The sequence below is a fragment of the Aggregatimonas sangjinii genome, assembly GCF_005943945.1.
GTDB classification, from domain to species: Bacteria; Bacteroidota; Bacteroidia; order Flavobacteriales; family Flavobacteriaceae; genus Pelagihabitans; species Pelagihabitans sangjinii.
This window is the reverse complement of record NZ_CP040710.1, coordinates 2,917,548-2,940,960: the sequence shown is the minus strand read 5'-3', so window position 1 is coordinate 2,940,960 and position 23,413 is coordinate 2,917,548. Positions and strand designations below refer to the sequence as shown.

General features: G+C 42.8%; 17 protein-coding genes. 6 read left to right on the top strand and 11 right to left on the bottom strand.

All coding sequences use genetic code 11. From position 1 onward, the window contains the following. The first annotated feature begins 70 nt into the window (after positions 1-70). Positions 71-889: an orotidine-5'-phosphate decarboxylase gene (gene pyrF / locus FGM00_RS12320; RefSeq protein WP_138853200.1), complete on the top strand. Its 819-nt coding sequence runs from the start codon at positions 71-73 to the stop codon at positions 887-889. A 6-nt stretch (positions 890-895) separates the two neighbouring features. On the opposite strand, the gene FGM00_RS12315 is transcribed toward pyrF, so the two are convergent. Further along, positions 896-1,090 carry a hypothetical protein gene (locus FGM00_RS12315; protein WP_138853199.1) on the bottom strand — a complete coding sequence of 65 codons (195 nt, stop codon included), beginning with the start codon at positions 1,088-1,090 and terminating at the stop codon, positions 896-898. A 225-nt stretch (positions 1,091-1,315) separates the two neighbouring features. Here FGM00_RS12315 and FGM00_RS12310 point away from each other — a divergent pair, with 225 nt between their 5' ends. Beyond that, entirely contained in the window at positions 1,316-2,101 is a 786-nt protein-coding gene (locus FGM00_RS12310; protein ID WP_138853198.1) for an alpha/beta fold hydrolase, read from the top strand. Positions 2,102-2,202: 101 nt separating this feature from the next. On the opposite strand, the gene FGM00_RS12305 is transcribed toward FGM00_RS12310, so the two are convergent. The 8 genes from FGM00_RS12305 to FGM00_RS12270 form a co-directional block, all read right to left on the bottom strand. Beyond that, entirely contained in the window at positions 2,203-3,564 is a 1,362-nt protein-coding gene (locus tag FGM00_RS12305) for a RagB/SusD family nutrient uptake outer membrane protein (RefSeq protein WP_138853197.1), read from the bottom strand. Positions 3,565-3,574: 10 nt separating this feature from the next. After that, positions 3,575-6,631: a SusC/RagA family TonB-linked outer membrane protein gene (locus FGM00_RS12300; protein WP_138853196.1), complete on the bottom strand. Its 3,057-nt coding sequence runs from the start codon at positions 6,629-6,631 to the stop codon at positions 3,575-3,577. Between the two features lie 239 nt (positions 6,632-6,870). Then, positions 6,871-8,238 (bottom strand): SusD/RagB family nutrient-binding outer membrane lipoprotein, encoded by a 1,368-nt coding sequence (locus FGM00_RS12295; RefSeq protein WP_138853195.1) that lies wholly within the window; start codon positions 8,236-8,238, stop codon positions 6,871-6,873. Positions 8,239-8,242: 4 nt separating this feature from the next. Then, positions 8,243-11,455: a SusC/RagA family TonB-linked outer membrane protein gene (locus FGM00_RS12290; protein ID WP_138853194.1), complete on the bottom strand. Its 3,213-nt coding sequence runs from the start codon at positions 11,453-11,455 to the stop codon at positions 8,243-8,245. 858 nt (positions 11,456-12,313) lie between these two features. Then, positions 12,314-13,846, bottom strand: coding sequence for an AraC family transcriptional regulator (locus tag FGM00_RS12285; RefSeq protein WP_138853193.1), 1,533 nt, complete (start codon positions 13,844-13,846; stop codon positions 12,314-12,316). Positions 13,847-14,229: 383 nt separating this feature from the next. Then, on the bottom strand, positions 14,230-14,937 hold the full coding sequence (locus FGM00_RS12280; protein ID WP_138853192.1) for a DUF4197 domain-containing protein: 708 nt from the start codon (positions 14,935-14,937) through the stop codon (positions 14,230-14,232). A 35-nt stretch (positions 14,938-14,972) separates the two neighbouring features. Further along, the gene (gene purU / locus FGM00_RS12275; protein WP_138853191.1) at positions 14,973-15,824 is read right to left on the bottom strand and encodes a formyltetrahydrofolate deformylase; all 852 of its coding nucleotides are present in this window, start codon (positions 15,822-15,824) and stop codon (positions 14,973-14,975) included. Between the two features lie 107 nt (positions 15,825-15,931). Next, positions 15,932-16,330 (bottom strand): hypothetical protein, encoded by a 399-nt coding sequence (locus FGM00_RS12270; protein WP_138853190.1) that lies wholly within the window; start codon positions 16,328-16,330, stop codon positions 15,932-15,934. Between the two features lie 120 nt (positions 16,331-16,450). Between FGM00_RS12270 and FGM00_RS12265 the strand changes: the two genes are divergently transcribed. The 3 genes from FGM00_RS12265 (at position 16,451) to FGM00_RS12255 (ending at position 20,748) form a co-directional block, all read left to right on the top strand. Further along, positions 16,451-16,909, top strand: a complete 459-nt coding sequence (locus tag FGM00_RS12265) for an Lrp/AsnC family transcriptional regulator (RefSeq protein ID WP_138853189.1) — start codon at positions 16,451-16,453, stop codon at positions 16,907-16,909. A gap of 176 nt (positions 16,910-17,085) precedes the next feature. Then, positions 17,086-19,104, top strand: coding sequence for a T9SS type B sorting domain-containing protein (locus FGM00_RS12260; protein ID WP_175416222.1), 2,019 nt, complete (start codon positions 17,086-17,088; stop codon positions 19,102-19,104). 231 nt (positions 19,105-19,335) lie between these two features. Then, complete coding sequence (locus FGM00_RS12255; RefSeq protein WP_138853187.1) at positions 19,336-20,748, top strand: alpha/beta hydrolase; 1,413 nt, start codon at positions 19,336-19,338, stop codon at positions 20,746-20,748. Here the strand turns inward: FGM00_RS12255 and FGM00_RS12250 are convergent. Then, on the bottom strand, positions 20,735-21,472 hold the full coding sequence (locus FGM00_RS12250; protein WP_138853186.1) for a DJ-1/PfpI family protein: 738 nt from the start codon (positions 21,470-21,472) through the stop codon (positions 20,735-20,737). The two genes, FGM00_RS12255 and FGM00_RS12250, sit on opposite strands and share 14 nt — an antisense overlap. Positions 21,473-21,565: 93 nt before the next feature. On the opposite strand from FGM00_RS12250, the gene FGM00_RS12245 reads away from it, so the two are divergent. Next, the gene (locus FGM00_RS12245; RefSeq protein ID WP_138853185.1) at positions 21,566-22,210 is read left to right on the top strand and encodes a DUF1684 domain-containing protein; all 645 of its coding nucleotides are present in this window, start codon (positions 21,566-21,568) and stop codon (positions 22,208-22,210) included. A gap of 51 nt (positions 22,211-22,261) precedes the next feature. Here FGM00_RS12245 and FGM00_RS12240 read toward each other — a convergent pair whose 3' ends face one another. After that, a complete protein-coding gene (locus FGM00_RS12240; protein ID WP_138853184.1) occupies positions 22,262-23,326 on the bottom strand; it encodes an outer membrane beta-barrel protein in 1,065 nt (354 codons plus the stop codon). Positions 23,327-23,413 lie beyond the last annotated feature (87 nt).

Here is a 23,413-nt window from a genome sequence, read left to right as displayed (position 1 = left end):
CGAGTGCAGTCGATAACCAAAGGACCATCAGTTTAGAACCTCTCGACTGTGCTCGAGTAGATAGCTTCCCATGACTACAGAAGAATTAATCGCCCAAATACTTAAAAAAAAGTCGTTTCTCTGCGTCGGTTTGGATACGGATATAGATAAGATTCCCCCTCATTTGTTAAATGAGGAAGATCCTATTTTTTCGTTTAATAAAGCGATTATCGATGCCACGCAGCATTTGTGTGTAGGGTACAAACCCAATATTGCTTTTTACGAGGCCTACGGTTTAAAAGGCTGGAGGGCCTTGGAAAGGACGATTCGATATCTAAATGATAACTATCCCGAGCAATTTACCATAGCCGACGCCAAGCGCGGGGATATCGGGAACACGTCTACCCGCTATGCCAAGGCGTTTTTCGAGAACCTGGCATTCGATTCCGTAACCATAGCACCCTATATGGGGCGGGATTCGGTCGAACCATTTTTAGCATTCAAGAATAAGCACACCATTTTATTGGCCTTGACCTCGAATACTGGTGCGTTCGATTTTCAAACGAAAATGATGGATGGAAGGGAGTTTTACAAAGAGGTTCTTGAAGTCTCGAAGACATACGAAAATGCGGAAAACCTCATGTATGTTGTTGGAGCTACAAAGGCGGAGTATCTAGCCGAAATAAGGCAGATTGTGCCCGACCATTTTCTTTTGGTGCCAGGGGTAGGCGCACAAGGTGGCGATTTACATGAAGTTTGTAAATACGGAATGAATAAAAATATAGGTTTGCTGGTTAATTCTTCCCGTGGAATTATCTATGCGTCAACGGGAAGGGATTTTGCAGAAAAGGCAGCGGAGAAGGCAGCGGAAATTCAAGTGAAAATGCGCGAGGAACTTGGTAAGCTCTAAAAGATATTAGACAAGATTTTCTAAAATCCTACTTAATTTTTGAGCTTTTTGTTCGAAGTATTCCCTGAGCTTTGCATCGCTGTAATCCATATTCGATGCTTTCTCCAAAAAGTTTTGATATTGATATTCCAACATGGCAATAGCTTGCCTACCTGAGTTCATTGGAGTTATCGTGCCTACTTTACAATATTGCTTTTCCATAGTTTTAATACCTTAATTACTACAAATATACGGGCGAAGTACAAATCCGGACGTTTACAATCGTCATATTTAACTAAAAACCGGTTGTTTTGATGATTACTTAACACTACGGTAAGATTGCTGCTCTCGATATCGCAGTTAAAATGTTAAAAAATCGGATAATAGGTATTACGGCACAAAAGTTTAATACATTGGTTCACCCTGTTTAAAATGGGAAATTTTTAAATGCTGAGTTACACAACTTATGAACATACATCTTCGAACGAATGGGTGACCTTCGTGCACGGGGCAGGGGGAAGTTCTTCAATATGGCATAAGCAGCTACGGGAGTTCAAGAAACACTTTAATGTGCTACTTCTGGACTTGCGGGGGCACGGAAAATCAAAACCCAATCTTAAGGATGTTTTGAACGATCGCTACACCTTTGATGTGATTACCAATGACATCGTTGAAGTGATAGATCATGAAAAAATAGAAACTTCACATTTTATAGGCATTTCTTTGGGTACCATTTTAATCAGGAATCTGGCGGAACGTTTTCCCGATAGGGTATCTAGTATGATTATGGGCGGAGCGATTATGAAGTTGGATTTCAGATCACAATTATTAATGCGCCTTGGAATTATTTTCAAGTCGATCATCCCATACCTTTGGTTGTACAAGTTCTTCGCCTTTATCATCATGCCCAATCGCAATCATAAAGAGTCGAGATCGCTTTTCGTAAGGGAAGCAAAGAAATTGTATCAAAAGGAGTTTATCCGTTGGTTCAGACTTACCTCGGAGATCAACCCCTTGTTGCGATTATTTCGTGCGGCCGATATCAAAATTCCAACCCTTTATGTGATGGGAGGGGAGGACTATCTTTTTTTACCGACAATCGAGAAAGTGGTTCAAAAACATGAAATGAGTAGTTTGGTCACCATACAATATTGTGGCCATGTAGTGAACGTTGAGCAGCCAAATTTATTCAATCATTTGGTCGTCAATTATATCAATAATCTGAAAAAATAGTTTTCGAGGGCTTTGGTTACTTTAAACCGCTTTTCTGTTGAGATAATACAACAACACCGATTCTGTATGAATCGGTGTTGTTTAGAAAGCATTAGTTCGTATTAACCGCCATAGCCGGGATTTTGTGTCATCAATGGGTTGGTGTCCATTTCGGTCTGTGGAATGGGGAATACCAAAGAATCGTCATTGTACGGTAAATCACCAACGGTCCTTTTGGTTCTTTTGTAGTCATGTATCAAGAAACCTTCGAAGGCTAATTCACGCTGCCTTTCATTAAAAATCACATCCGCTGTGAGTGGTCCTGCCAATTCGGTAGCACCGGAACGCGCTCTAAGGGCGTTTATTTCGATCAAAGGGTCTAAGCCTGTGGTGGTGCCTTCCCTGAAATTACTTTCCAATCGAATCAGATGCATTTCGGCGATTCTGAACATAGGGATATTTCCAAACTGGTTCGTGTATTTTAAGGTGAGCCTACTGCCATTGGCCGGATTGATGTAATTGAAATCGCCACGGTCATCGTTCGGATCGTCAAAAAGCGCCAGATAGCCATCTTGAATGGTGATATCACCCCCACGGCCACCATCTGCCTCTGAAGCATAATGCACCACTAAATCATTAAAACCAGTCTGACTCGTGACCTGAAACGTAAAAATGTCCTCGATACCATCGGTATCATTATTGAACGCGCTGAAAAAATCAGGATCTAAGGAATTTCCGCTATTGGTGAGCACATCATCGGCGGCATCCCTAGCTTGGGCATAGTCACCTTGTTGAAAATATACCCTTGCCAACAAGGCTTGTGCCGCGTATTTATCGGCATAGAAGTCGTTCGCATCCGGGAGAATTTCATAAGCTCTCGTAGCATCCGATAATATGAGGTCATATACTTCTTGAACAGAATTTCGTGCGGCATTGATGGGCACTAAGTAGTCTATTATCCCTGTTAAGCGTAACGGCACTCCTGGTTGGCCGTTCGATTCGCCGAATTCAAAGGGCAGTCCAAAATTTCGGACAAGATCAAAATACGCCAAAGCCCTCAGGAATCGTGCTTCTCCTTCAATTCTGTCCTTCTCCGCTGCGCTACTTGTTATCAGGTCTAGGCGCTCTAACACCAAATTGGCTTGGTTTATTGCCTCATAGGCATTGCCCCAAACGTCTCGTACCCAAATGTTGTCCACTAAAAAGCCTTTTGCGAAGGCTTGCCTCGGTTCTACAAAGGTACCCTCCCAGTTCGCCTGATCGGTATTTCCTAGTAAGTCTACCAGTATCTGTAATTGTCCACCGTAAGAATCATCCTGTCCTAGTTCTTCATACACCCCCACGAGTACACTGGCAATATTTTCTTCGGTTGAAAGGGCACTTTCGCCAGCTAGATTGTCGGTAGGGTCGAATTCAAGTTCATTTTCACAGGCGAAAGTGGCCAAGACTAAAAATACCGTAATCATTTTACTATATATTTTCATCTTCATTCTTTTAAAAATTAATGTTGAGACCTAAGGTGATCGTTTTTGCGGGAGGAGCGGAATAGAAGGCAATTCCCGGCTGTGCAGGACCGTTTACGTCCAGTGTGGATTCAGGGTCCCAACCTCCTTCAAAATCGGTAAACGTAAGCAGGTTCAGTCCGGAAACGTACACTCTAACTTTACTAAGTCCTACACCTTTGAGAGCGTTTTTCGGTATGGTGTACCCCAATGAAATGTTCCTTAATCTTATGAAATCCGCCTTGTCCAAATAGCGTGTAGACCTTGCCGTCCCGTTACCTTCGAATAATCGAGCTTCCGGAACATCGGTAATATCACCGGGTTGCTGCCACCTTCTCAACTGATCCGTGGTCTGATTGTCAAAGAAATCTCCATTGGCAGATTCAAAGCGCCCCGCGTCATTAAATATACTGGCGCCCCATTGTCCTTGCAGGGTAAACGTAAAGTCAATATTCTTGTAGTTGATGTTGTTCGTCAAACCTGCTGTCCATTCCGGATAGGGGTTGCCAGCTACAATTCTTTCGGCATCATTCGGATTGTTGGTAGTTTCCCTATTCAGGGTTCCATCGGTGTTTTCGGTATTTAAAAAGTACAAGGCGTCCCCATTAGCGGGGTCAACACCAGCGTATTCTATCATGTAAAAGGCATTCAAGTTTTCGCCAACCCTTAAAATATTCCGTCCTGTAATGACATCGGCATTATCATTGGCCAAAGCGGTTACTTCGTTATCATTATTAGCGATGTTGAAGTTCGTGGTCCATGTGAAATTCTCCGTGCTGGCATTCCTGGTATTCAGAACGAATTCCACACCTTTATTCACCAAGGTACCTGCATTGGTATTTACGGTTGCAGCTCCTCCACTAAGGGGCAATGGCAAGGCAAAAAGCAAGTTGTCGGTTTCTTTGTTGTAGTAATCGATTTCACCAGAAATAATACCATCAAAAAAACCAAATTCCAGCCCAATATCAGTTTGTGTCGACTTTTCCCAAGTAAGTTCATCGTTACCCGGTTGCAAGGGCGCTAGACCCCCTTGCTTATTGTAAGAGAAACTTGAAAACAGGTATCGGGAAGGGTAATCTCCAATTTCCGCATTCCCCAATTGCCCCCAACTTGCCCGAAGTTTTAAAAATGATATCGTTTGTGAATCTTTTAGGAAATTCTCTTCTGAAAGCACCCAACCAGCAGAAAATGCCGGAAAAGTACCAAACCTTTGATTCTTGCCAAATCTGGAGGATCCATCTCTACGAACACTTGCCTTGAAGAGATATTTATTGTCAAACGAGTAAGTAGCGCGGGCAAAATACGAAAGAAAGGTACTTTTTCTTTGAATTCCCGTGCCGGCGATTACCTCCGCACCGCTACTGACGGTCGGAATGGCATCGCTGGGAAATAAAATACTGGTTACGCTACCAATTCTTCGGTTTATTTTGTTGAACTCCGTACCTAAAACCAAGTTCACATCGTGGGAATCGTTAAATGTCTTGTCAAAAGTGAGGTAATTACTGAAGATATAGTTCTCAGAATAAATATCGGTTGCCGTAGACTGCCCGCTTGTTGATTGGAACAATGCATTTAGACCGTCATAATCATCTTCGGTTTGGGAGTAAAAATCATAAGCGAAATCCGAATTGATTTTCAGATAATCGGTGAATTTATACTCACCATAGGCTTTGCCAGTGAGTCTTCTAATAATGGTCTTGAAGAAGGAGTTGTCCAAATCAAACAGGAAGTTCCCATATTGCGTGCTTGCGTTGGGCGTGCCATCCGGAAGACGAGTCAATGCCAGAGGGGATTGTGCGATAGCTTGCAGGGGAGTAGAAAATGCATTGTCATTGGAAATGCGATCGATTTCCGCTCTGGAAAAGCTCAGGTTCATACCCGCTTTAAACTTATCGGTAAGTTTATGGTCAATATTGATTCGTGCCGAGGCCTTCTCCAATTCATTACCTCTGACGATACCTGCCGAATTATTGTAGGCTCCTGAAAAGAAGTAGGATGTTTTGGCATCTGCCCCCGAAACGGAGAAATCGACATCGGTCTGGTAACCATCTTGAAAGGATTCTTCTTGCCAATCGGTGTCTACTTCGCCAGTTCTCCAATCGGTATCACCGGCATACCGGTCAAACCTCGCCTCAACGAATGCTTGACCCTCATCGGGATCGAAGAAAGCAGAGTTCCTGCCGGCCTCGGTAAACAGTTCTATGTATTGGGCGGCATTCAAATAATCTCTTTTGTTCGTGGGTTGGGAAAAACCTTGTGCGAGGTTCAAGGCAAAATTCGCCTTACCCTGTTTTCCCTTTTTTGTCGTAATGATTACCACACCATTCGCCCCTCGCGCGCCATAGATGGCCGCAGAAGAAGCATCTTTTAGAATGTCTATGGATTCGATCTCATTCGCGCTCAAGGTGAGCAAAGGGTTGGTAGGGGCACCGTTTCCCGTAGCATTGGCGGCTCCGGGAACGAATACGTCATTATCACTAAGTGGGTCTACCAAAGGAATACCATCTACCACATATAAAGGCTGTGAATCGCCACTGATACTTGCCGCACCGCGAACTCTTATGTTGATGCCACCCTCAACTTTACCATTGGTCTGGGTAATCTGAACTCCGGCGGCTTTACCGACCAAGGCATTTTGAAAGTTCGGATTTTGAACCTCCTTGATATCATCGGCAGTAAGCTTGGCGATGTTATCGGTCAGGTTGCGCTTGCTCTGGGTACCGTAACCTACCACGATTACCTCGTCTAATTGGGAGGCATCTTCTTCCAGTACAATGTTCATGGTATTGGAGCTGCCGATTTCCCGTTCGACCGTTTTAAGACCCAAATACGAGAAGATTAGTATTTGACCTTCATCGGCGCTAATACTATAGTTACCGTCAAAGTCTGTTTGAGTGCCATTTGTCGTTCCTTTTACCAAGACATTGACCCCAGGTAAGGGTAATCCACCTTCGTCATTTACAGTACCTGTTATGGTCTTTTCCTGTGCGCTTAGCATTGAAATTCCAAAAAGGAAAACCATCCACAAAGCAGAGTAGATTTTTTTCATACATATCGTTTTAAAAATTAGTGTCAAAACATTGAAAAATTATGAAGCCAATTAGTCGCTAATGCTCCAGCGTGACTTTAGGGATTTAGGCGTTTTCAGAAAATGAATCGCCCTTCCGCAATAGAGCTAGATATACGATAGGTGTAAGAAAGTGCTGTCAATCATCGAATCACTCAAGAACGAAAACCAAGAATCTACCGGAGAATTTCCTTGTCTATCACTTTCAAATCCACACTATTTTAATTTCTAGGAAATACGGCCAAATCGTCATCCAATAAGTGCCCGCCCTGTGCCGAAATTGCCGCTTCGTAATTTTCCAAATTCGTTTGGCGCTCGGAAAGGGGATAAAGGAATCTGCGCGGAATTACCCCCGATGGGTTCACCCCAGGTACTGCATCCGGATTAGGAGTTAGGTTTGGGAAGCCTGTCCTTCGAAAATCGACCCATGCTTCAAACGGCGCATTCCCATATAGCGATTTGTATTTTTCGACTATAATAGTTTCAATTTTATCGGTTTCAGACCCTGAAAGGGCTAGGTCATCCACATAATCGCTTGCATCGTCCTCGGAGACGCCGATATATAGCATATTCGACCTTACGGCATCTTGAAGTGCAGTTAGAGCATCATCATCGCTACCTCCGGTTCTGACCAAGGCCTCTGCTTCGATAAATTTCACCTCCCAATAGGATATTAAAGGAGTAGGAGAGGTCAATTGTCCCCAAAACAAACCTTCCCTTCCGGCAAATGACTGTCCGTCGGTCGTGTAGAAAGGTATTCTCGGGTCATCTGTCATCATCTCGTTGAGAGAAGTAGAAAAGCCAAGTGTTTCAGGTCGATCATTATCGAATAGGGCTAAAGGGTTACCATTTTGCGGCGGTGTGCTGTAGATGAAATCAGGCTGTTCTGCTGTGCTCTCAAGAGCCTGCTGGGCTTCGGACAAAGCGCTTTGGGCGGCCGAGGCCCCGTTGACTGCCGTTAGATGGATATAATATCGCGCTTTCAAGGCATGGGCCGTACCTTCCCAGTTGATGTCGTCTGTAGACCCACTACCAGCAAAGGCACCGATTCCCGCACTTACATCACTTGCGATAGCCTCGTCCAATAGGGTTTGTATGACGCCATATAAATCGGTCTGTTTGTCGAAGGTAGGGTTCAGATTGCCTGCGTCTCCGACAAACGCTTCGGAATAAGGAACATCGCCCCAGGTACTCGTGGCCACTCCTAAATTGGCGGCCATATATAGTTTGGCCAAGGCACTTACAGATGCATCGCTGTTCTCAATAATCACGAAGCAATCACGCATCGATCCCGCACCGTAAAGGCCGAAGTCCCACAAGTCATCAATATCGCTTTCTCCTATATTGTATTGACCGTACGCAATTTGCTGTGCATCAAGGCCCTCAAAATGTTGCATGATTATGCCAGATATCCTTCCGCCGAGGGCAACTGAATTTCGATGCGTCTGTGCGATCATACCTGGATAAATGGCACCGGCATTTATCGATTCGGAAGATGGATTGTCGGGGTCTACATTTATTTCCGTAATCTCGCAGGAAGTTGTCACGCCAAGAACTAGTATTCCTATTATCAATTTAAGTACTTTCATTTTTTTAAAAATTTAATTTAACATCGAGGCCATAACTTCTGGTGTTTGGCTGATTGAAATAATCCAAACCGATACCATTGGTATCACCGGTCAAATTGGTTTCCGGATCAACACCGGGATAGTCGGTGCTCAACCATAGGTTTCGTCCAAAACCGGATATGGATATACCGCTAATAAATGTGCCGTCGAGTAACTTGGAAGGGAAGTCATAGGATAGGGTTACTTCCCTAAGACGCACCCAAGAGGCATGGTATACGGCCGTTTCGGAAAGCCCTCCAAACCCATATTGTCTCCACCAATTATTGTTCTCGGAAATCGTGGGATCGGAATAAGGAACAACCTGGGTGTTTACAGCGCCGGTCGACTGCACCACGCCATTAAAGACGGTGGTTTGATCTCGAATCAAGGTGGCTGCCGATACACCGAAATAATCGATAATTCCACACGTACCGCACCATACATCCCCTCCCTGTCTCACATCAAAAAGTACCGACAGGCCGAAATTTTTATAGGAAAATGAATTAGTAAGGCCGGCGATCCAATCAGGAATCGGATCCCCGATAAGCCCGTCTTCAGGGTTTTGCAGAGGATAACCGTTATCGTCTATGAGAACGTCACCAGCCTCATTCCTCAGGAATCTTGAACCAAAAAAAGAGCCATAGGATTCCCCAGCGATAGCACGCGAACTCGTTCCCGAAAAACCATTAAGGGTAATACTTTCTACTCCATCTACCAATTCTTCCACCACGTTCTCATAGGTAGTCCAATTGACGCTCATGTTCCAATTAAAATTCTCGGTCCTAATCGGGCTGCCGCTCAAGGTGAGTTCGTAACCGGTATTTGAGATGACACCAGCATTCAAAAAACGATCGATGAAGCCGGAAGAAGGCGCGGCGTCTACCGGAATTATTTGATCTATGGTTTCCTTGTCATAATACGTGAAATCCAATCTCAATCGACTGTTTAACATCGATAACTCGGCACCTATCTCAAATTCAGTGGTCTCCTCCGGTTTTAAATCCGGATTACCGGCCCTTGATGATCTTTCAAAAGAAGTGGCATCGTATGCCGGAAAGGTGACACTTTGAATGAATCCGTCGCCACTGACGGATGTACCCCCAAAATTCGTAATGGTAGCATAAATAGGCGCGTCATTTCCCGATTTTCCCCAAGAGCCCCTTAGTTTACCATAATTAATGAACGAATCTTCGTTCAGCAATTCGCTGAAGACAAAACTACCTCCCACGGAGTATGACTGAAAGGTGTTGGATCCCACGGGAAGGGTAGAGGACCAGTCATTCCTAAACGCCGGAGTCAGGAACAGCATATCGTCATAGCTTAAGGTTGCAGTGGCAAAAGCACCGATAAGTTTTTTGGCATTCGTTAATTCCTGTGCCTGGGTGGTCTCTACATTGCTCAGGTTAAAGAATCCCGGTATCGTCATTCCATCGCCAAGAACGGTCTGCCTATTATTTTTGGTGTAATACCCATCATAGCCGATGTTGGCGGTAATACCTGACTTGTCGTTGAAATCGTAATTCGCATTTACCAAAAAATTCCAGTTGACATCTTGGTTTGATATGACATCGTTGATGACCCTACCGTTATTGAAGCTGGCATCCAACACATCAAATCCCAACTTCCGTACATCGGTATATCTGTCAATAGAAGCCGTTGACCTGAAATTCAACCAATCATTAAGTTGGTAGGTTAGGCCAAGTTTGCCAATAAAACGATTGACATCGTCTAAATTTTTATTTCTGGCGACGGCAAAATACGGACTGTTATATATGCCATCGCGATAGCTTCTTTGTCCGGGAAGTTCTTGCCCCTCGATATCGTAATAGTATGTTGCGGGATTGTCGGCTGCGGCTTGGCCGGTAAGACCATTTCCGTTATCAAAGGTGGGTGCCGTACGTAGAAGCCCCAACATCACCCCTGAGATATTAGAACCCCTTTGTACTCTAAACCCACCGGAATTTGCGTATTGGCCAGAGGCATCAAGCGATATTTTATCGTTCAATTTGGCCTGCATATCCAATCGAAAAGTTTTTCTTTCAAAGGCTTCATTCGGTGAAATCCCGTTTTGTATAAGTCTGCCGATAGAGGCTCTGTAATTGATGTTCTCATTACCACCGCTGACCGCCAAATTAAGATCCAAGGCTTCACCGGTTATAAAAAAGTCGTAAGGGTCGTACGCTCTTGCTGCAACGCCATTTCCAGTTCCAACGGGCACTAACCTGCCGCCTTTATCAAAAGGGTAGGACGTATCGCCATCAAATTCCAAATCTGCAATTCTAGGGCCCCAAGAGTCGCCTTCACCCGTTTCCGGTCCTCGGTATTCGAGTTGGCCACCATTGTGGCGACCTTGGGCATAGATTTGTTGCAATTCAGGTCCTTTATTGTAATCCGAGAAAATAGTGGAGGTGTTTAAGGTCACCGTTGTTTTTCCCTCTCTTCCTTTTTTGGTGGTAATCAATACAACGCCATTCGCAGCGCGCAGACCGTATAGTGTTTGCGCCGCTATTCCCTTTAGAATGTTAACGGATTCGATGTCGTTTGAATTGATATCAATGGCACGGTTCGAAAAATCGGAGCCGCCTAAACTCGAATTATTATTGGTTTGCGTTGGATCTTCCGAGAAAGACGAATTGTCAATGGGAACCCCGTCAACAACAAATAGGGGCGAATTGGATCGTGTAATTGACGTATTTCCCCTAATTCTTATATTGGCGGAAGCACCTACTGAACCCGAAGATGAGGTTACCTGAACACCCGCAGCTTTAGCGCTTAATGCAGATACGAGGTTCGTTTCTCGAGATTTGGTAATATCATCGGAGTCGACCGATTGTACGGAATAACTTAAAGATCTTGGTTTCGCTTTAATGCCCTGTGCCGTAACGACGACTTCTTCAAGGGCTTGACGGTCTTCTTCCATTTGAATATTTAGGGTGCTGGAAGTACTTACCACTTGTTCTGTCGTTTTTTGACCGATATAGGAAAAGACTAATACATCGCCTTCATTCGCAGCAATGGCATAGTTGCCATCGAAATCGGTTTGAGTCCCGTTCGTAGTTCCCTTGACCAGGACATTGACCCCAGGTAGGGGAAAACCATCTTGGTCTGAGACCGTGCCGGAAACTGTTTTTTCTTGTGCCAATGCTATTGAAAATCCAATTAGGAAAAGTATGCACAACCAATTGCATTTCTTTTTCATACGTTCTATTTTAATTGATTACTAATTAATGAACCGGATGTTCCAGATGTCAGTAATAGTCTTATAAAGTGTATCCTAGAAGTGTATAGTATTATGCCTCGAAAGAAATGGGGCAGTGACTATAATTTATAGTGAAAATCTTAGAAGCTATCCGTAACATTAATCTTGTTCATTCTACTCAAAGGAACATGCTTTTAACATGTTTTTGGGAAATCCTGATAAACATTTACTGTCCCGATACACGCTTACCTCTGATTTACCATAACATCATTTTATCGAAAGAATTCTCTAAGTGCTTTCTTTGTATTTGTCTTTGAAATGGATACGAATTAGCAATAAAAAATGTGTTCTAAGAAAGAATGAATTTCTTCTGGCATCCGTAATGTCTAAGTCAGTTTTCTAATCTACTGAGGCGGTTTGTAAACCATAGAAACCATATGGAAGTGATACCTCTCTCAAGGTAGGAGGGCGAAAATTTAATCACAGGTCAGGTAGTATGAGAGTTTGATGGTTGAATTTTTATAATTCAGCATTGAGTGCTTTTAATGCAGCCTGAATGTTACATCAAGATAATGGAGATTGGGCTAGGCCTGACGTACTGATTTCTATTATAGTTAATACGGTAGGGGTAATACGTATTGAAGGAGGGTTGTAAATGTAAATGCAGCCCTGGGTTGTTATGATAGCTAATTCAAATAATCACCCTAAAAAATGAGAAAGAAGTTTATTTTCTAGAAGTAAGACCCCAGGGCTGCTACCCTTACATTGTGTTGGTTTAAAACAAAATAACGCCTTACCGAATTACTTTTAGGGAAGACCTATAAACGTTTACTTTTCCGATTAAACCTTACCATGATTTTACCCAAGGGCACTTGCCGAGACACGCTGATATTCACTAGGGGTCAGTTTGGTGTCCTTCTTAAAAGCTTTATTAAACGTTACTTTATTGTTAAAGCCTACCTCATAGGCAATATCGATGATATTTAGATTCCTTTGGGCGTCTGCACCCAACATATATTTGGCCTCTTGAATACGGTACTTGTTGATGAGCTCATGAAAATTCATATCAAAATGTTCATTTATTACTTGGGAGGTATTATGGCGTGTGGTATTCAGTCGGTCCGCTAAAGACTGTAAATTGATATCGTTTTCCCTGTAAATCTTTTCGACGTCGAACAACCTCATTAGGTTTTGCTTTAATTCCTCTGAAAAACTTTGGGTCAATCCGGATTTTTCATACTTGAAAAACAAGCTGTTCTCAAAGGATAAAAGTCCACTAAAAACACTGGGTTGAAGGTTGGCCGAAAGACCTAGGAACAAAACCATAGCCGACATGCATATGATTTGGGAATGGTAAAGGAATCCCGTGACGATTTCATTACTGATCACTACTCCATAAATGGCGTAGACAATGACGTATGAGATATGAATTAGATAGATATTCCTCTGCCATAATTTGTTGGCTCTGGAAAGAACCTTATCATGTTTGGCTTTAAGGTATAGCTTCCGACTAAAAAAGCCATAAATCAATAAAGACGCTAGCTTAAGCCCTACGATAAGGTAAAGGTACGCAGAATCTGTGGCCACTTGTCCTTCAGCCGCACGACCGAGCATTAAATTCAATTTCTCTTCGGCCGACATGGTATAGATTGGCACAATGTAAAAGAGAAAAAGCACAGTTGGAATCAGGTGCAAAAGGTCTATTTTCCTGAATGCGTACCGTTGTGTAATTCTTTTAAAATAAAAATATAGGAGCGGACCGTATAAAAAAGAGAAGGCCGTGGACATCAAATACGAATGGGGATAAACATACTGGTAATTGGTGATGTTGAAGAAAATATTGAGGATAAAAGAAGAGTGGATAAGAATAAAGCCGCTGATCAGAATTCTAGCCACAACGTCTATCCTTTTATTGAAATTAAGCACAATTGCGGTGTAGAAACCAATAAGTGCTATGTAGAGATACAAGAAAGACCAGAAAGTAAAATGCGGTGCGTACTTCTCTTGAATATCTATAAATTCCGCTGTAGTGCGAATAGTATCGAATCCCTCATCCATTAAGATATTGGAGTCGAATTCAACTTGTAAATATTCCTCGATGTACTGTATTGCTTCACCCGTATGTCCCAAGGCCGAATGACTTAAGGCTATCTTCTTCAATACGGGCGCGGGGTTTTTTTTATGCTTTTGCAGAGCTTTTTCCAATAATACGAGTGCCTCGGCATATCTCTGGGTTTGATACAATATAGAGGCGCTGTCCGCCAAATCTGTATTATTTGAAAAATAACCGATTTCGGGAAAAGTACCTCTTACTTTGTCTATCGGGGGGATAGCGTAGCACGCTGATAAGCAAAGGACTACCAATAATAAAAATATCCTGGTCTGCCTCATTATGATGATTGATGATTGATGATCGCTGAATTAGCTTGGTTTAATTTAGTTAATTTTAGAAAAAAAAACCCTAAAAAAACCTTAAATGTAGTATGTCCCGATAATAGTTTACCCTTGTACTCAGAGTGTAAGCAGTAGAAATTCGTACAGCTTACTGTATGATGTTGGCTAAGAATCGCGAACATCAAGAAGAAGTTGACAGCAATAAAAAAACCGGTGCTCCCACCGGTTTTTTAGACTAACTAACTCAAAAAATTACTAACTCAAATAAATTCGAAACGAATATTCTTTTTTTTCTGAAGCAGGGTTCAACATGGTTGAACATTCTTTCTATGAATTTTAACGGTACTTTTTTACTCTTATTGTTGCCAAACACACTTTTATTAATCCTGTAATTTAAAGACCTTTCTCAGGAGATCAGAGGTTCTCGAAGCTGCATTGTTCCTAATCTCTTTTTCCTCTATGGCAATCATTGTAAACACCCCTTCCAAGGCCTCTATTGTAACGTAGTCGGTAAGGTCTGGATTTACATTTTCCGTAAGCGGAATGGCATTGTACCTATTGATCAAGCTCGACCAAATTTGATCGGCTTTAACTTTTTCAAAAGAGCTTTGAATAACAGGTTTAAATTTGGCGTAGAGCGCCGACCGCGTCGCATTATCCAGATACTGTGTTGCCGCATTGTCAGCCCCTAATAAGATATTTTTGGCATCGTTGAAGTTGATTCCCTTTACGGCATTTACAAAAATCGGTGTTGCCTCGCTCACCGCATCTTCGGCAGCCCTGTTGAGGACTTTCAGGCCCTCATCCGCCAAATTTTCAAGACCGATTTTTCTGAGGGTATTATCTACTTTTTGCAATTCTTCCGGCAACAGTATCTTAACGAGCTCGTTCTTGAAAAAGCCGTCGGTTTGGGTCAGTTTACTTACTTGTTTGTCAATGCCCTTCTCCAATGCTTCGCGGAGTCCGTTTGCAATTTGTGCGTTACCGAGTGCCTGTTCACCTTGAGGCAATTGATTGACCACCTGTTGTAGTTCGCCACAGCCTAAAAATTGAAACAGCACTAGAAGAACGAGTACGGTTTTTTTCATATCAGCATTCTTGGTTTATGATTCAAACGGGTATTTCAGGAAAAAATTACAGTTTTATTGTTATACACCATCACTTTGTGTTGTACATGAAGTTTTACGGCACGCGACAATACTATTTTTTCAAGATCACGGCCTTTGGCAATGAAATCTTTGATGGAATGGGCATGCGACACCGCGGTCACATCCTGTTCTATGATAGGACCGGCATCGAGTTCTTGGGTTACATAATGGCTCGTCGCTCCTATGATCTTGACCCCTCTTGAAAAGGCTGCATGGTATGGCTTGGCACCTGCGAATGCTGGCAAAAACGAATGGTGTATGTTGATGATCTTATTTTGGTAAAGATCGATGACCTTTTCCGTAACGATTTGCATGTAACGAGCCAAGACCACAAAATCGACCTCGTGCTCGCGAAGTAAGGATAGCTGCTGGTTTTCCGCTTCGGATTTCGTGTTTTTGGTTATCGGAATATGATGAAAGGGAATACCGAACTGCTCGGCAATAGGTTGCAAGTCTAAGTGATTACTAATAATGAAGGGTATCCGTACCAAAAGCTCACCGGAGTGGTATCTGCTGAGCAAATCATAAAGACAATGATTGTATTTGGATACAAAAATGGCCATACGAGGTCGCGATTCGTCTTTGTAAAAGCTCCATTTCATCAAATACCTTTCTGCAAGCGAAGTGTTGAATTCATTTTTAAAATCCGAAATCGAGATGTCGTCACGCTCAAAATTACTTTCTAAGCGCATAAAGAATATGTTGGCCTGTTGGTCAACGTGCTGGTCGAGATAAATAATGTTTCCGCCTTTGGAATGTATGAATCTAGTTACGGCAAATATGATACCGGCCTGATCGGGACAATGAATGAGAATGGTTGCTTTCAATTTGAATGTAATTATCCATTCAAAATTAAATCAATAAAGAACAGAGAGGGATTTAAAAATAAGTTTTTTTTAAATGCGCGAAGGTGAGTTCGTTTTTTGCGTTCGATCTAGATGTCACCCATTAGCGATAAGCGCCACTTCTTAAAATATTTTCTAAAGCTTTTTACCTCTTTTCGTAGTAAGTTTACATATTCGGTTTCTTTTATTCCGTCCTTTTCAAGTCCGGTACAATAAGAGTTGAGGTTGCGAATCATAATCCCGATAAAAGAGGCGCTTTGCATTTTCACCGAACGACAGCTAGAACGTTCGGCCTGGGCAATTTGCTGTGGAATCAAGATGGCATCGGTAAGTATGGCATCGGCGATAATATCCCGCAGGCCCTGCGATTGATAAAGCTTCATCAGGTCTTTGTTGAAGGAAAAATACGAAGCTATCTCCCTGCTCATTTGGCAGAGTTCCAAAGATTTACCATAAACGGGAACCGTTCTTAGATTTTTATGGGGCATAATTCTTGAATACGAACAATAGTCTTATAAAATTACGCCCTTATCGAAATAATTGTCTTTTGATTACATATCAATTTTGTAAATTAGCTTTCTATTCTAAAGAAAAAAAATCGTTTAGTTTTGAATGTTAAGATAGATGACTTAAACTGGAATATCTTAAACTGCCTCCAAAAGAACGCGAGGGAGTCTTTTGCCAATATCGGTAGAAAGGTTGGTCTTACACCGCCCGCTGTGGCCGAAAGGGTCAAGAAAATGGAGGACATGGGCATATTGGAAGGGTATCGGGCATCGGTTTCCCATGCGCTTACTGGCCACCAACTAAAAGCCATCATTACCTTACGTGCTTTTATGGGTAAATTAAAACCATTTTTGGCTTTGGCGCCTACCTTGGAAGAAGTGGTGAATTGCTACCGCATCACCGGAAATGAGAACATTGTTATGGAAGTGGTTTTAAAAGATCAATTTCATTTGGAAAAATTTATCGATACGCTCATTCAATACGGAGAGACGAGAACACATATCATTCTATCGAATGTCGTACGTAACGCGCCTATTAAAAAGTCTGGTGCGAACCGCTAAATTGTTGCAGGAACATCGCATATGGATAATAGGGGCATGAAAAACGTTAAAAGTAGGTTTGCGAGAAATAATATACGGGTATCAATGTTATTATAACATACTAGTTTCAATAGATGAGGGTATTTTGGGGTATTCTATTTTTTCTTTGTTCACAATGGGCAACAGCCCAAATTGTGGTGGATACGGACTTATTTACCCCGGAGCAATTGATCAGGGATGTGTTGATCAATAGCAATTGTGCCGAGACTTCCAATTATTTATCGCGAACAGGAACTGCGCAAGGTGTTAATGGTATTGGTTATTTCAATGCGAACGGTTCCGACTTTTCTTTTAGGGAAGGTATCGTGCTTTCAACGGGAAACGCCCAAGACTCCGAAGGGCCGAATGTTGGTACCAATAGCTCTACACCCTCGCAATGGACCGGTGATCCAGACCTCACGATAATAACGGGTATACAAGAGTTGTTCAATGCCTCTTTTTTGCAATTCGACTTCATCCCCAGGACGAATAACTTCAGTTTTAATTTTCTGTTCGCTTCGGAGGAATATAATGACGAAGACGGTGACAATTATCAATGCATCTATTCCGACGCATTTGCCTTTATTCTTACCGGCTCCGATGGAGTTTCCCGTAATTTGGCTTTACTCCCAGACACAAATGTACCCGTGAGCGTCACTTCGATTAGACCTGGCATACCAGGCTCCTGCACAGAGGAGAATATTGAATATTTTGGCGGTATCAACGGCGACAACTCGGCCATATCACAATATGGCCAAACGGTCAGCCTAACGGCCGAGTCGCTTGTAATACCGAACGAAACCTACACCATTAAATTGGTAATAGCCGACAATCGAGACCCTTTCTTGGACTCTGCCGTTTTCTTGGAAGCGGGCAGCTTCTCTACCGGTGTTTTTTTGGGTGAAGACCGTACTGTTGCGGATGGGAACCCGCTGTGTTTGGGAGAAATGTTCGAACTCGATGCCACCGCCCAAGGCGCTATCGGTTATAATTGGTACCGTGATGATGTAGCGCTGATCACGGCGCAGGACCAACCAACGCTAAACGTGACCGAAACGGGCGCATATCGGGTAGAAGTGGTATTCTCGATAGATTGTATTGCCTTTGGGGATATTGTCGTCGAATTTATCGAGACGCCCGAAATAGTTGAAGAACCGATAGACCTCATTGTTTGCGATTTGGATGGCGATGGAACTTACGTTTTTGACTTTACGCCCAATTCCGATTTGATGTTGGGCAATCAAGATAGGGACACCTACAGTGTTTATTACTACAATAACTCGGCCGATGCCGAAAATTTTGAAAACGAGATAACGAATTCTTCTGCCTACACTGGCACAACACCGAGTGAGCTCATCTATGCGCGCATTTCGTCGGGAAATAGCTGCAACCAGATTACAAGCTTCGAATTGGGCATTCAAACGATAGCAAACTTGCCTACACTCGAATCACAATATGCGCTCTGCCTTGATGATGCCGGGTCTGCCCTAGCACCCCTGCCGACCTTGACCATTAGCGGTGCCGATAACGAATATACCTTTGTTTGGTATCGAAACTCCATTTCCCCCGCAAACGAAATTCCCGATGCGACGGAATCTTCCTTTGTCGCCGGAGAGGCGGGTACTTACCATGTAGTATTGGGCAATATCGCTTTCGGTTGTGAATTCAGTCTAAGTACCGAGGTAATTGTTTCTCGTCCACCCGAAAGTTTTGAGGTAGACGTGGTGTCCGAACTATTTTCCGACAGTAATACTGTCGCGGTTTTGACGGAAGGGGAAAATAACTATTTGTTCAGCGTAGATGATGGCCCCTTCATCGCTAGCAATAGGTTCTCCGGCATTGGTCCGGGTGCACATGTGGCCAATGTGATGGATAGCAACGGTTGTGGGATCACGTCAAGGGATTTTTTCATTATTGGATATCCAAAGTTCTTTACCCCGAATAATGATGGCAGCAATGATATTTGGACGATTTCGGGTTTGTCTGAAATAGAAAATGCCGAAGTTACCGTTTATGACCGCTACGGCAAGTTATTGTACCAATTCGTTGAAGGCCCTGGTTGGAACGGCACGCAAAATGGAAGGCAGCTGCCATCAACGGACTATTGGTTTAAGATATCCTATTTGGAAGAGGGGATACCGCGGGAATTCAAAGGGCATTTTGCACTAAAAAGATAGATTTTTCCAATTGGTTTTGAATAAAATTGCCTCTTGAAATCGGTTCACTGCTTCTATTTCTACCATCACGAATATTCGCTTGGCCTTTGCTCGAACCGATTATGACTTTCCTCCAAAGACGTTTTCAAGAAAAATTTTGATGGCAAGAGTAGCAGATGGATTGAAATCCTTGAAAATTACTTACTTTTAAGACAAGCGCATTTTGGCGTTGTTTTTGATGCATTGTTAGCTATGAAGAAATTTTTATTGGTCTTTGCCCTTTTTGGTACACTTGTGGCCTCGGCTCAGACACTTACCCTTACCAAGGGCAAATTAATAGACTCGCTTATCGTTAAAGATTCCGTTCCCGGAACGTTTGCTCTTTACCTTCCTACTACTTTCGATACGTCGAAGGAATGGCCTATCGTTTTTGTATTCGATATGAAAGGTCGTGCCAAACAAACTATTAGTATGCTACTGCAGGCGGCGGAAACCGAGGGCTATTTGTTGGCCGGAAGCAACAATGTCAACGACAGTCTTTCCATTACGAAGAATGTATTGGTTTCGAGTAGGATGATGAACCAAGTAGTTTCTATGCTTCCAATAGATAAAAATCAGATATATGCTGCCGGTTTCGCCGGTGGAGGCCGCTTCGCTTCGGTCTTACCGACGTTTATAAAAGGGATTACGGGTGTGCTCTCATTCGGAGGGCCCATAACGAATTTCGAGGTGCTCAATTCCAAAAAGCCGTTTCATTTTGTTGGTATTGTCGGAAACCAGGACTACAATTACCTAGAGATGTTGGAAAACGAGAAGCGCCTGAATAAGGTCAAGTTCCCAAACCAACTATATATTTTCGATGGTGGCGCAGAATGGCCAACAACAGCATATCTGCAAACGGCCCTGCAGACATTTACGCTATCGGCACTTGCGAAAGGGCGTGTGGCAAAAGAGCAAGATTATGTGCAGCGCGCATATAGTAATAATTTGTTGCAGGTAAATACGTTTCTTGGCGAACAAAAACCTTTCTTGGCGCAAAACCGTATCACGGAAATGGTAGAGGTCTTTCAACCGCATATGGATTTGGATTCTTTGAAAACGAGTTCAAAGCTGCTTCGAAAAACAAAGTTGTACCGTACCCAAAAACGCAACCAAGCTACCGTACTTTTCAATGAATCGTTCAAAAGGGAGGACTATGCCTATTATTTAGAGGATGACATCTTAACCTATAACTATAACAATCTTGGTTGGTGGAAGTACCAGATGGAGGAGCTTCAAGAATACGAGACAGATGGTAGCATCTTCGAGCAACAAATGGGCAAGCGTCTTCAAGGATATATCAATGCCTTGATCGAGGACAATCTTGATATTTTAGTGCAGGAGAAGAAGGTAGATATCGAAGCCGTCAATTTTCTGTGGATGTTAAAGACGATAACACAACCAGAAAATTCAGTAAACTATTTGAAGGTAATCAGTAATAGTGCTTTAATCGAAGATTTTGAAACGGCACTGTTTTACTTAGAAGAACTTTTGAAAAATGGGTATTCCGATACCAAAAAAATCTATAATATCGAGCATACCGCTCTACTTCGCATCACTCCGGAATTTAATAAAGTCGTCGAGAAATACCTAAAAGATGCCCGTTACGAACCTATTGAGAAATAAAATGGGGCACTTCCTCCAAATTCCAATCAATAACCAGGCCGCCGGCCAAAGAGCGCGCTATTTCCTCACCGTACAAGTATTCGCAAAGATATAAGGCCGCCTCAAAACTTTTAGCGCCACCGGCCGAAGTTATGTACTTGCCATCATGCACGAATAACACACTGTCCTTTACATTCAAATGCGGAAATGTCTTTCGATAGGTTTCGATGTCGCTAGGAAAGGTCGTTGAGGCGACCTTATCCAATAATCCTGCTTTCGCCAATACAAAGGCACCGTCGCAATGGCTTGTTACAAATTCGGCGTCTTGGTCTATTCTTTTGACAAAATCGATCATGACGGTATCTTTCAGGTCGGTGTCGAGGTGATGTTCCGCACTAGGAACGACTAGGATATCGATTTGTGGTAGGGAATCTTTGGTGTAATCGAAATCGGGAAGAATTCGCACTCCTTCAAAAGTCCTGATCGGATCTAAGGTGTTGGCCACGGTAAAAGTATTCATTGCTTTTATGCCCTTGCGGTACTGGGTATGATGAAAAATGTCAAAAGGTGCAGTAAATTCCGTATTGTACGTACCCTCCATAATCAAAAAAGCAACATTGTAGCGATCGGCTTTGAGGTCGGGCAGTATTCTTTCGGTCTTAGCCGTTTTAGGCTTGGTTGTCTTTTGGTCGGCACAGCTGAAGAGTAACGTGCTCATCAGAATTACGGTCAGTATTTTTTTCATTTCGCATGAGTTTTTCGAAAGGGAAAGGTACAATCGAATTCCAAGAAATTATAAAGGCCGTAAATCCGTATTTTTGGGAATAAAATAGATACTATGCGTTTCGGCACTATACTTATCCTTTTCTTGGCCTTGGCCTGTAAGCCTGAAAAAAAGTACCATGATCAAGCCGGTTCCGATGCCAGGATGCCGCAGACCAATGCCCTAGGTGATATTGTAAATTTTCAAAAAGAGCTGAACGAAGAATTTAAAAATCCCGAAACATCACCTTTACCGGATCGGTATCGCAAGGATTTCGAATCCCTCACTTTTTTTGAACCCGATACCACATTGGTCCTGCAAGCTCGACTTGAGCTAACCCCGAACGCCCTGCCTTTTGATATGCCTACGACCACAGACAGAAAGTCTAGAGAGGTGGTGTACGGTATCGCCCATTTTACATTGAACGGAGAAAAACAACAACTCGAAATCTATCAAAATAAAGAACTGATGTTGACCGAGGGCTACGAAGATTATCTGTTTCTTCCCTTTACCGACCTGACCAACGGCGAGAGCACGTATGCTGGAGGGCGTTATTTAGATCTTAGAATTCCCAATGGCGATTCCATAACAATCGATTTTAACAAAGCCTATAATCCCTATTGTGCGTACAATAAAAAATACAGTTGCCCAATAGTGCCCAGCGTAAATGCGCTGGATTTTGCGATTGAAGCAGGTGTGAAAGCTTTTATGCCAAAATAAAACTCCCGACATTACTGACGGGAGTTTTAAATGAACTGTTGATCGATAATTTTAGAAGGCGTAGATAGCAGCTACTAAAAATGAAGAAAGACTCTTTGAGGCTACCCCGTCGTTGTCTAGAAAAGACGGAAGGTCGTCAGAGGCATTGTCTATTCTTATTTCGGGTTTGATCGTAAAATTCTCTATGGAATAACTCCCGGTAAGCGTAACTGCAAGTACGCTTTCATCCTCTACGGTGTCGCCAAAACCTATGGCATTATAAGCGCCCATTTCCTGAAAGTATTCACCTCTTAGTCCTATTGTAAAAGAATCCGAAGCGGCGTATTGTGGGTACAAGGCAGCACCGTAGAATCCGAGCCCATCGTTATCCTGATACGCTGCGTTGATGCCTAGGAAGAACGAATCGGATAAGTCAAAACCACCGGTATAGTCGATTTCGAAACCTAGTTTTGCATTTCCGTCATAGTAGAAATTCAAATACTGACCGGCGTATCCTAATTGAGCCCCTACGGAGTATGCACCTGGAACACCTTGAAACTGACTGAAATTTTCATCGGTTACGTTCATTACGGCCAACATTAGACTAAAGTCATCCGATAGCGCAAAATCCGCCTTGAGTCCCACGTGGGAGAATGGCCCGTATGAAAATAAATATGATGTGCTGTAATTGAAATTTGCGGTCGGTGAAATAACCTCATAACCCAAATAGGTGTTGAAACGGCCAAGGGTCAGTGTTGTCGCTTCTGAGACATTCCAATAGGCATAGAGTTGGTTTACAAAAATACCGGCATCTCCGCCTACAGCTTGCAATCCCCTAGGACCAAAGGCCAAATCGGCTACAGCTCCGGTTTTTGCTCCTTCATAACTTGCTATGATGTTGGCCATACCCAATGCGAAACCTGTTGATTCGGCAAAAGATGATCCTGGGCTGGCTGCTTCCGCATCGGAAGAGCTCAAATTTGTCTTAAAATAGGCATCTACCGAACCGCCAAATGTGAATTTGGGTTTTGTCTCATCTGTTTCCTCTTCTTGTGCGAGGATTGCTGTTGAGGTAAAAATCAGTAATGTTAAAGCCATTAATTTTTTTCCGAAATTTGAATATGTAATCATGTTCATAAGTTTGAATTTTTATTTCCCCGTAGAGGGATTTTGATTTTGATCGATTTGAACTGTGAAAGATTATGTAACGGAGCGTTCTGCCAA

Excerpts from the sequence above, each read along its gene's own strand:
- pyrF (WP_138853200.1), top strand. The coding sequence starts at position 71 with ATGACTACAGAAGAATTAATCGCCCAAATACTTAAAAAAAAGTCGTTT.
- FGM00_RS12315 (WP_138853199.1), bottom strand. The coding sequence starts at position 1,090 with ATGGAAAAGCAATATTGTAAAGTAGGCACGATAACTCCAATGAACTCA.
- FGM00_RS12310 (WP_138853198.1), top strand. The coding sequence starts at position 1,316 with ATGCTGAGTTACACAACTTATGAACATACATCTTCGAACGAATGGGTG.
- FGM00_RS12305 (WP_138853197.1), bottom strand. The coding sequence starts at position 3,564 with ATGAAAATATATAGTAAAATGATTACGGTATTTTTAGTCTTGGCCACT.
- FGM00_RS12300 (WP_138853196.1), bottom strand. The coding sequence starts at position 6,631 with ATGAAAAAAATCTACTCTGCTTTGTGGATGGTTTTCCTTTTTGGAATT.
- FGM00_RS12295 (WP_138853195.1), bottom strand. The coding sequence starts at position 8,238 with ATGAAAGTACTTAAATTGATAATAGGAATACTAGTTCTTGGCGTGACA.
- FGM00_RS12290 (WP_138853194.1), bottom strand. The coding sequence starts at position 11,455 with ATGAAAAAGAAATGCAATTGGTTGTGCATACTTTTCCTAATTGGATTT.
- FGM00_RS12285 (WP_138853193.1), bottom strand. The coding sequence starts at position 13,846 with ATGAGGCAGACCAGGATATTTTTATTATTGGTAGTCCTTTGCTTATCA.
- FGM00_RS12280 (WP_138853192.1), bottom strand. The coding sequence starts at position 14,937 with ATGAAAAAAACCGTACTCGTTCTTCTAGTGCTGTTTCAATTTTTAGGC.
- FGM00_RS12270 (WP_138853190.1), bottom strand. The coding sequence starts at position 16,330 with ATGCCCCATAAAAATCTAAGAACGGTTCCCGTTTATGGTAAATCTTTG.
- FGM00_RS12255 (WP_138853187.1), top strand. The coding sequence starts at position 19,336 with ATGAAGAAATTTTTATTGGTCTTTGCCCTTTTTGGTACACTTGTGGCC.
- FGM00_RS12250 (WP_138853186.1), bottom strand. The coding sequence starts at position 21,472 with ATGAAAAAAATACTGACCGTAATTCTGATGAGCACGTTACTCTTCAGC.
- FGM00_RS12245 (WP_138853185.1), top strand. The coding sequence starts at position 21,566 with ATGCGTTTCGGCACTATACTTATCCTTTTCTTGGCCTTGGCCTGTAAG.
- FGM00_RS12240 (WP_138853184.1), bottom strand. The coding sequence starts at position 23,326 with ATGAACATGATTACATATTCAAATTTCGGAAAAAAATTAATGGCTTTA.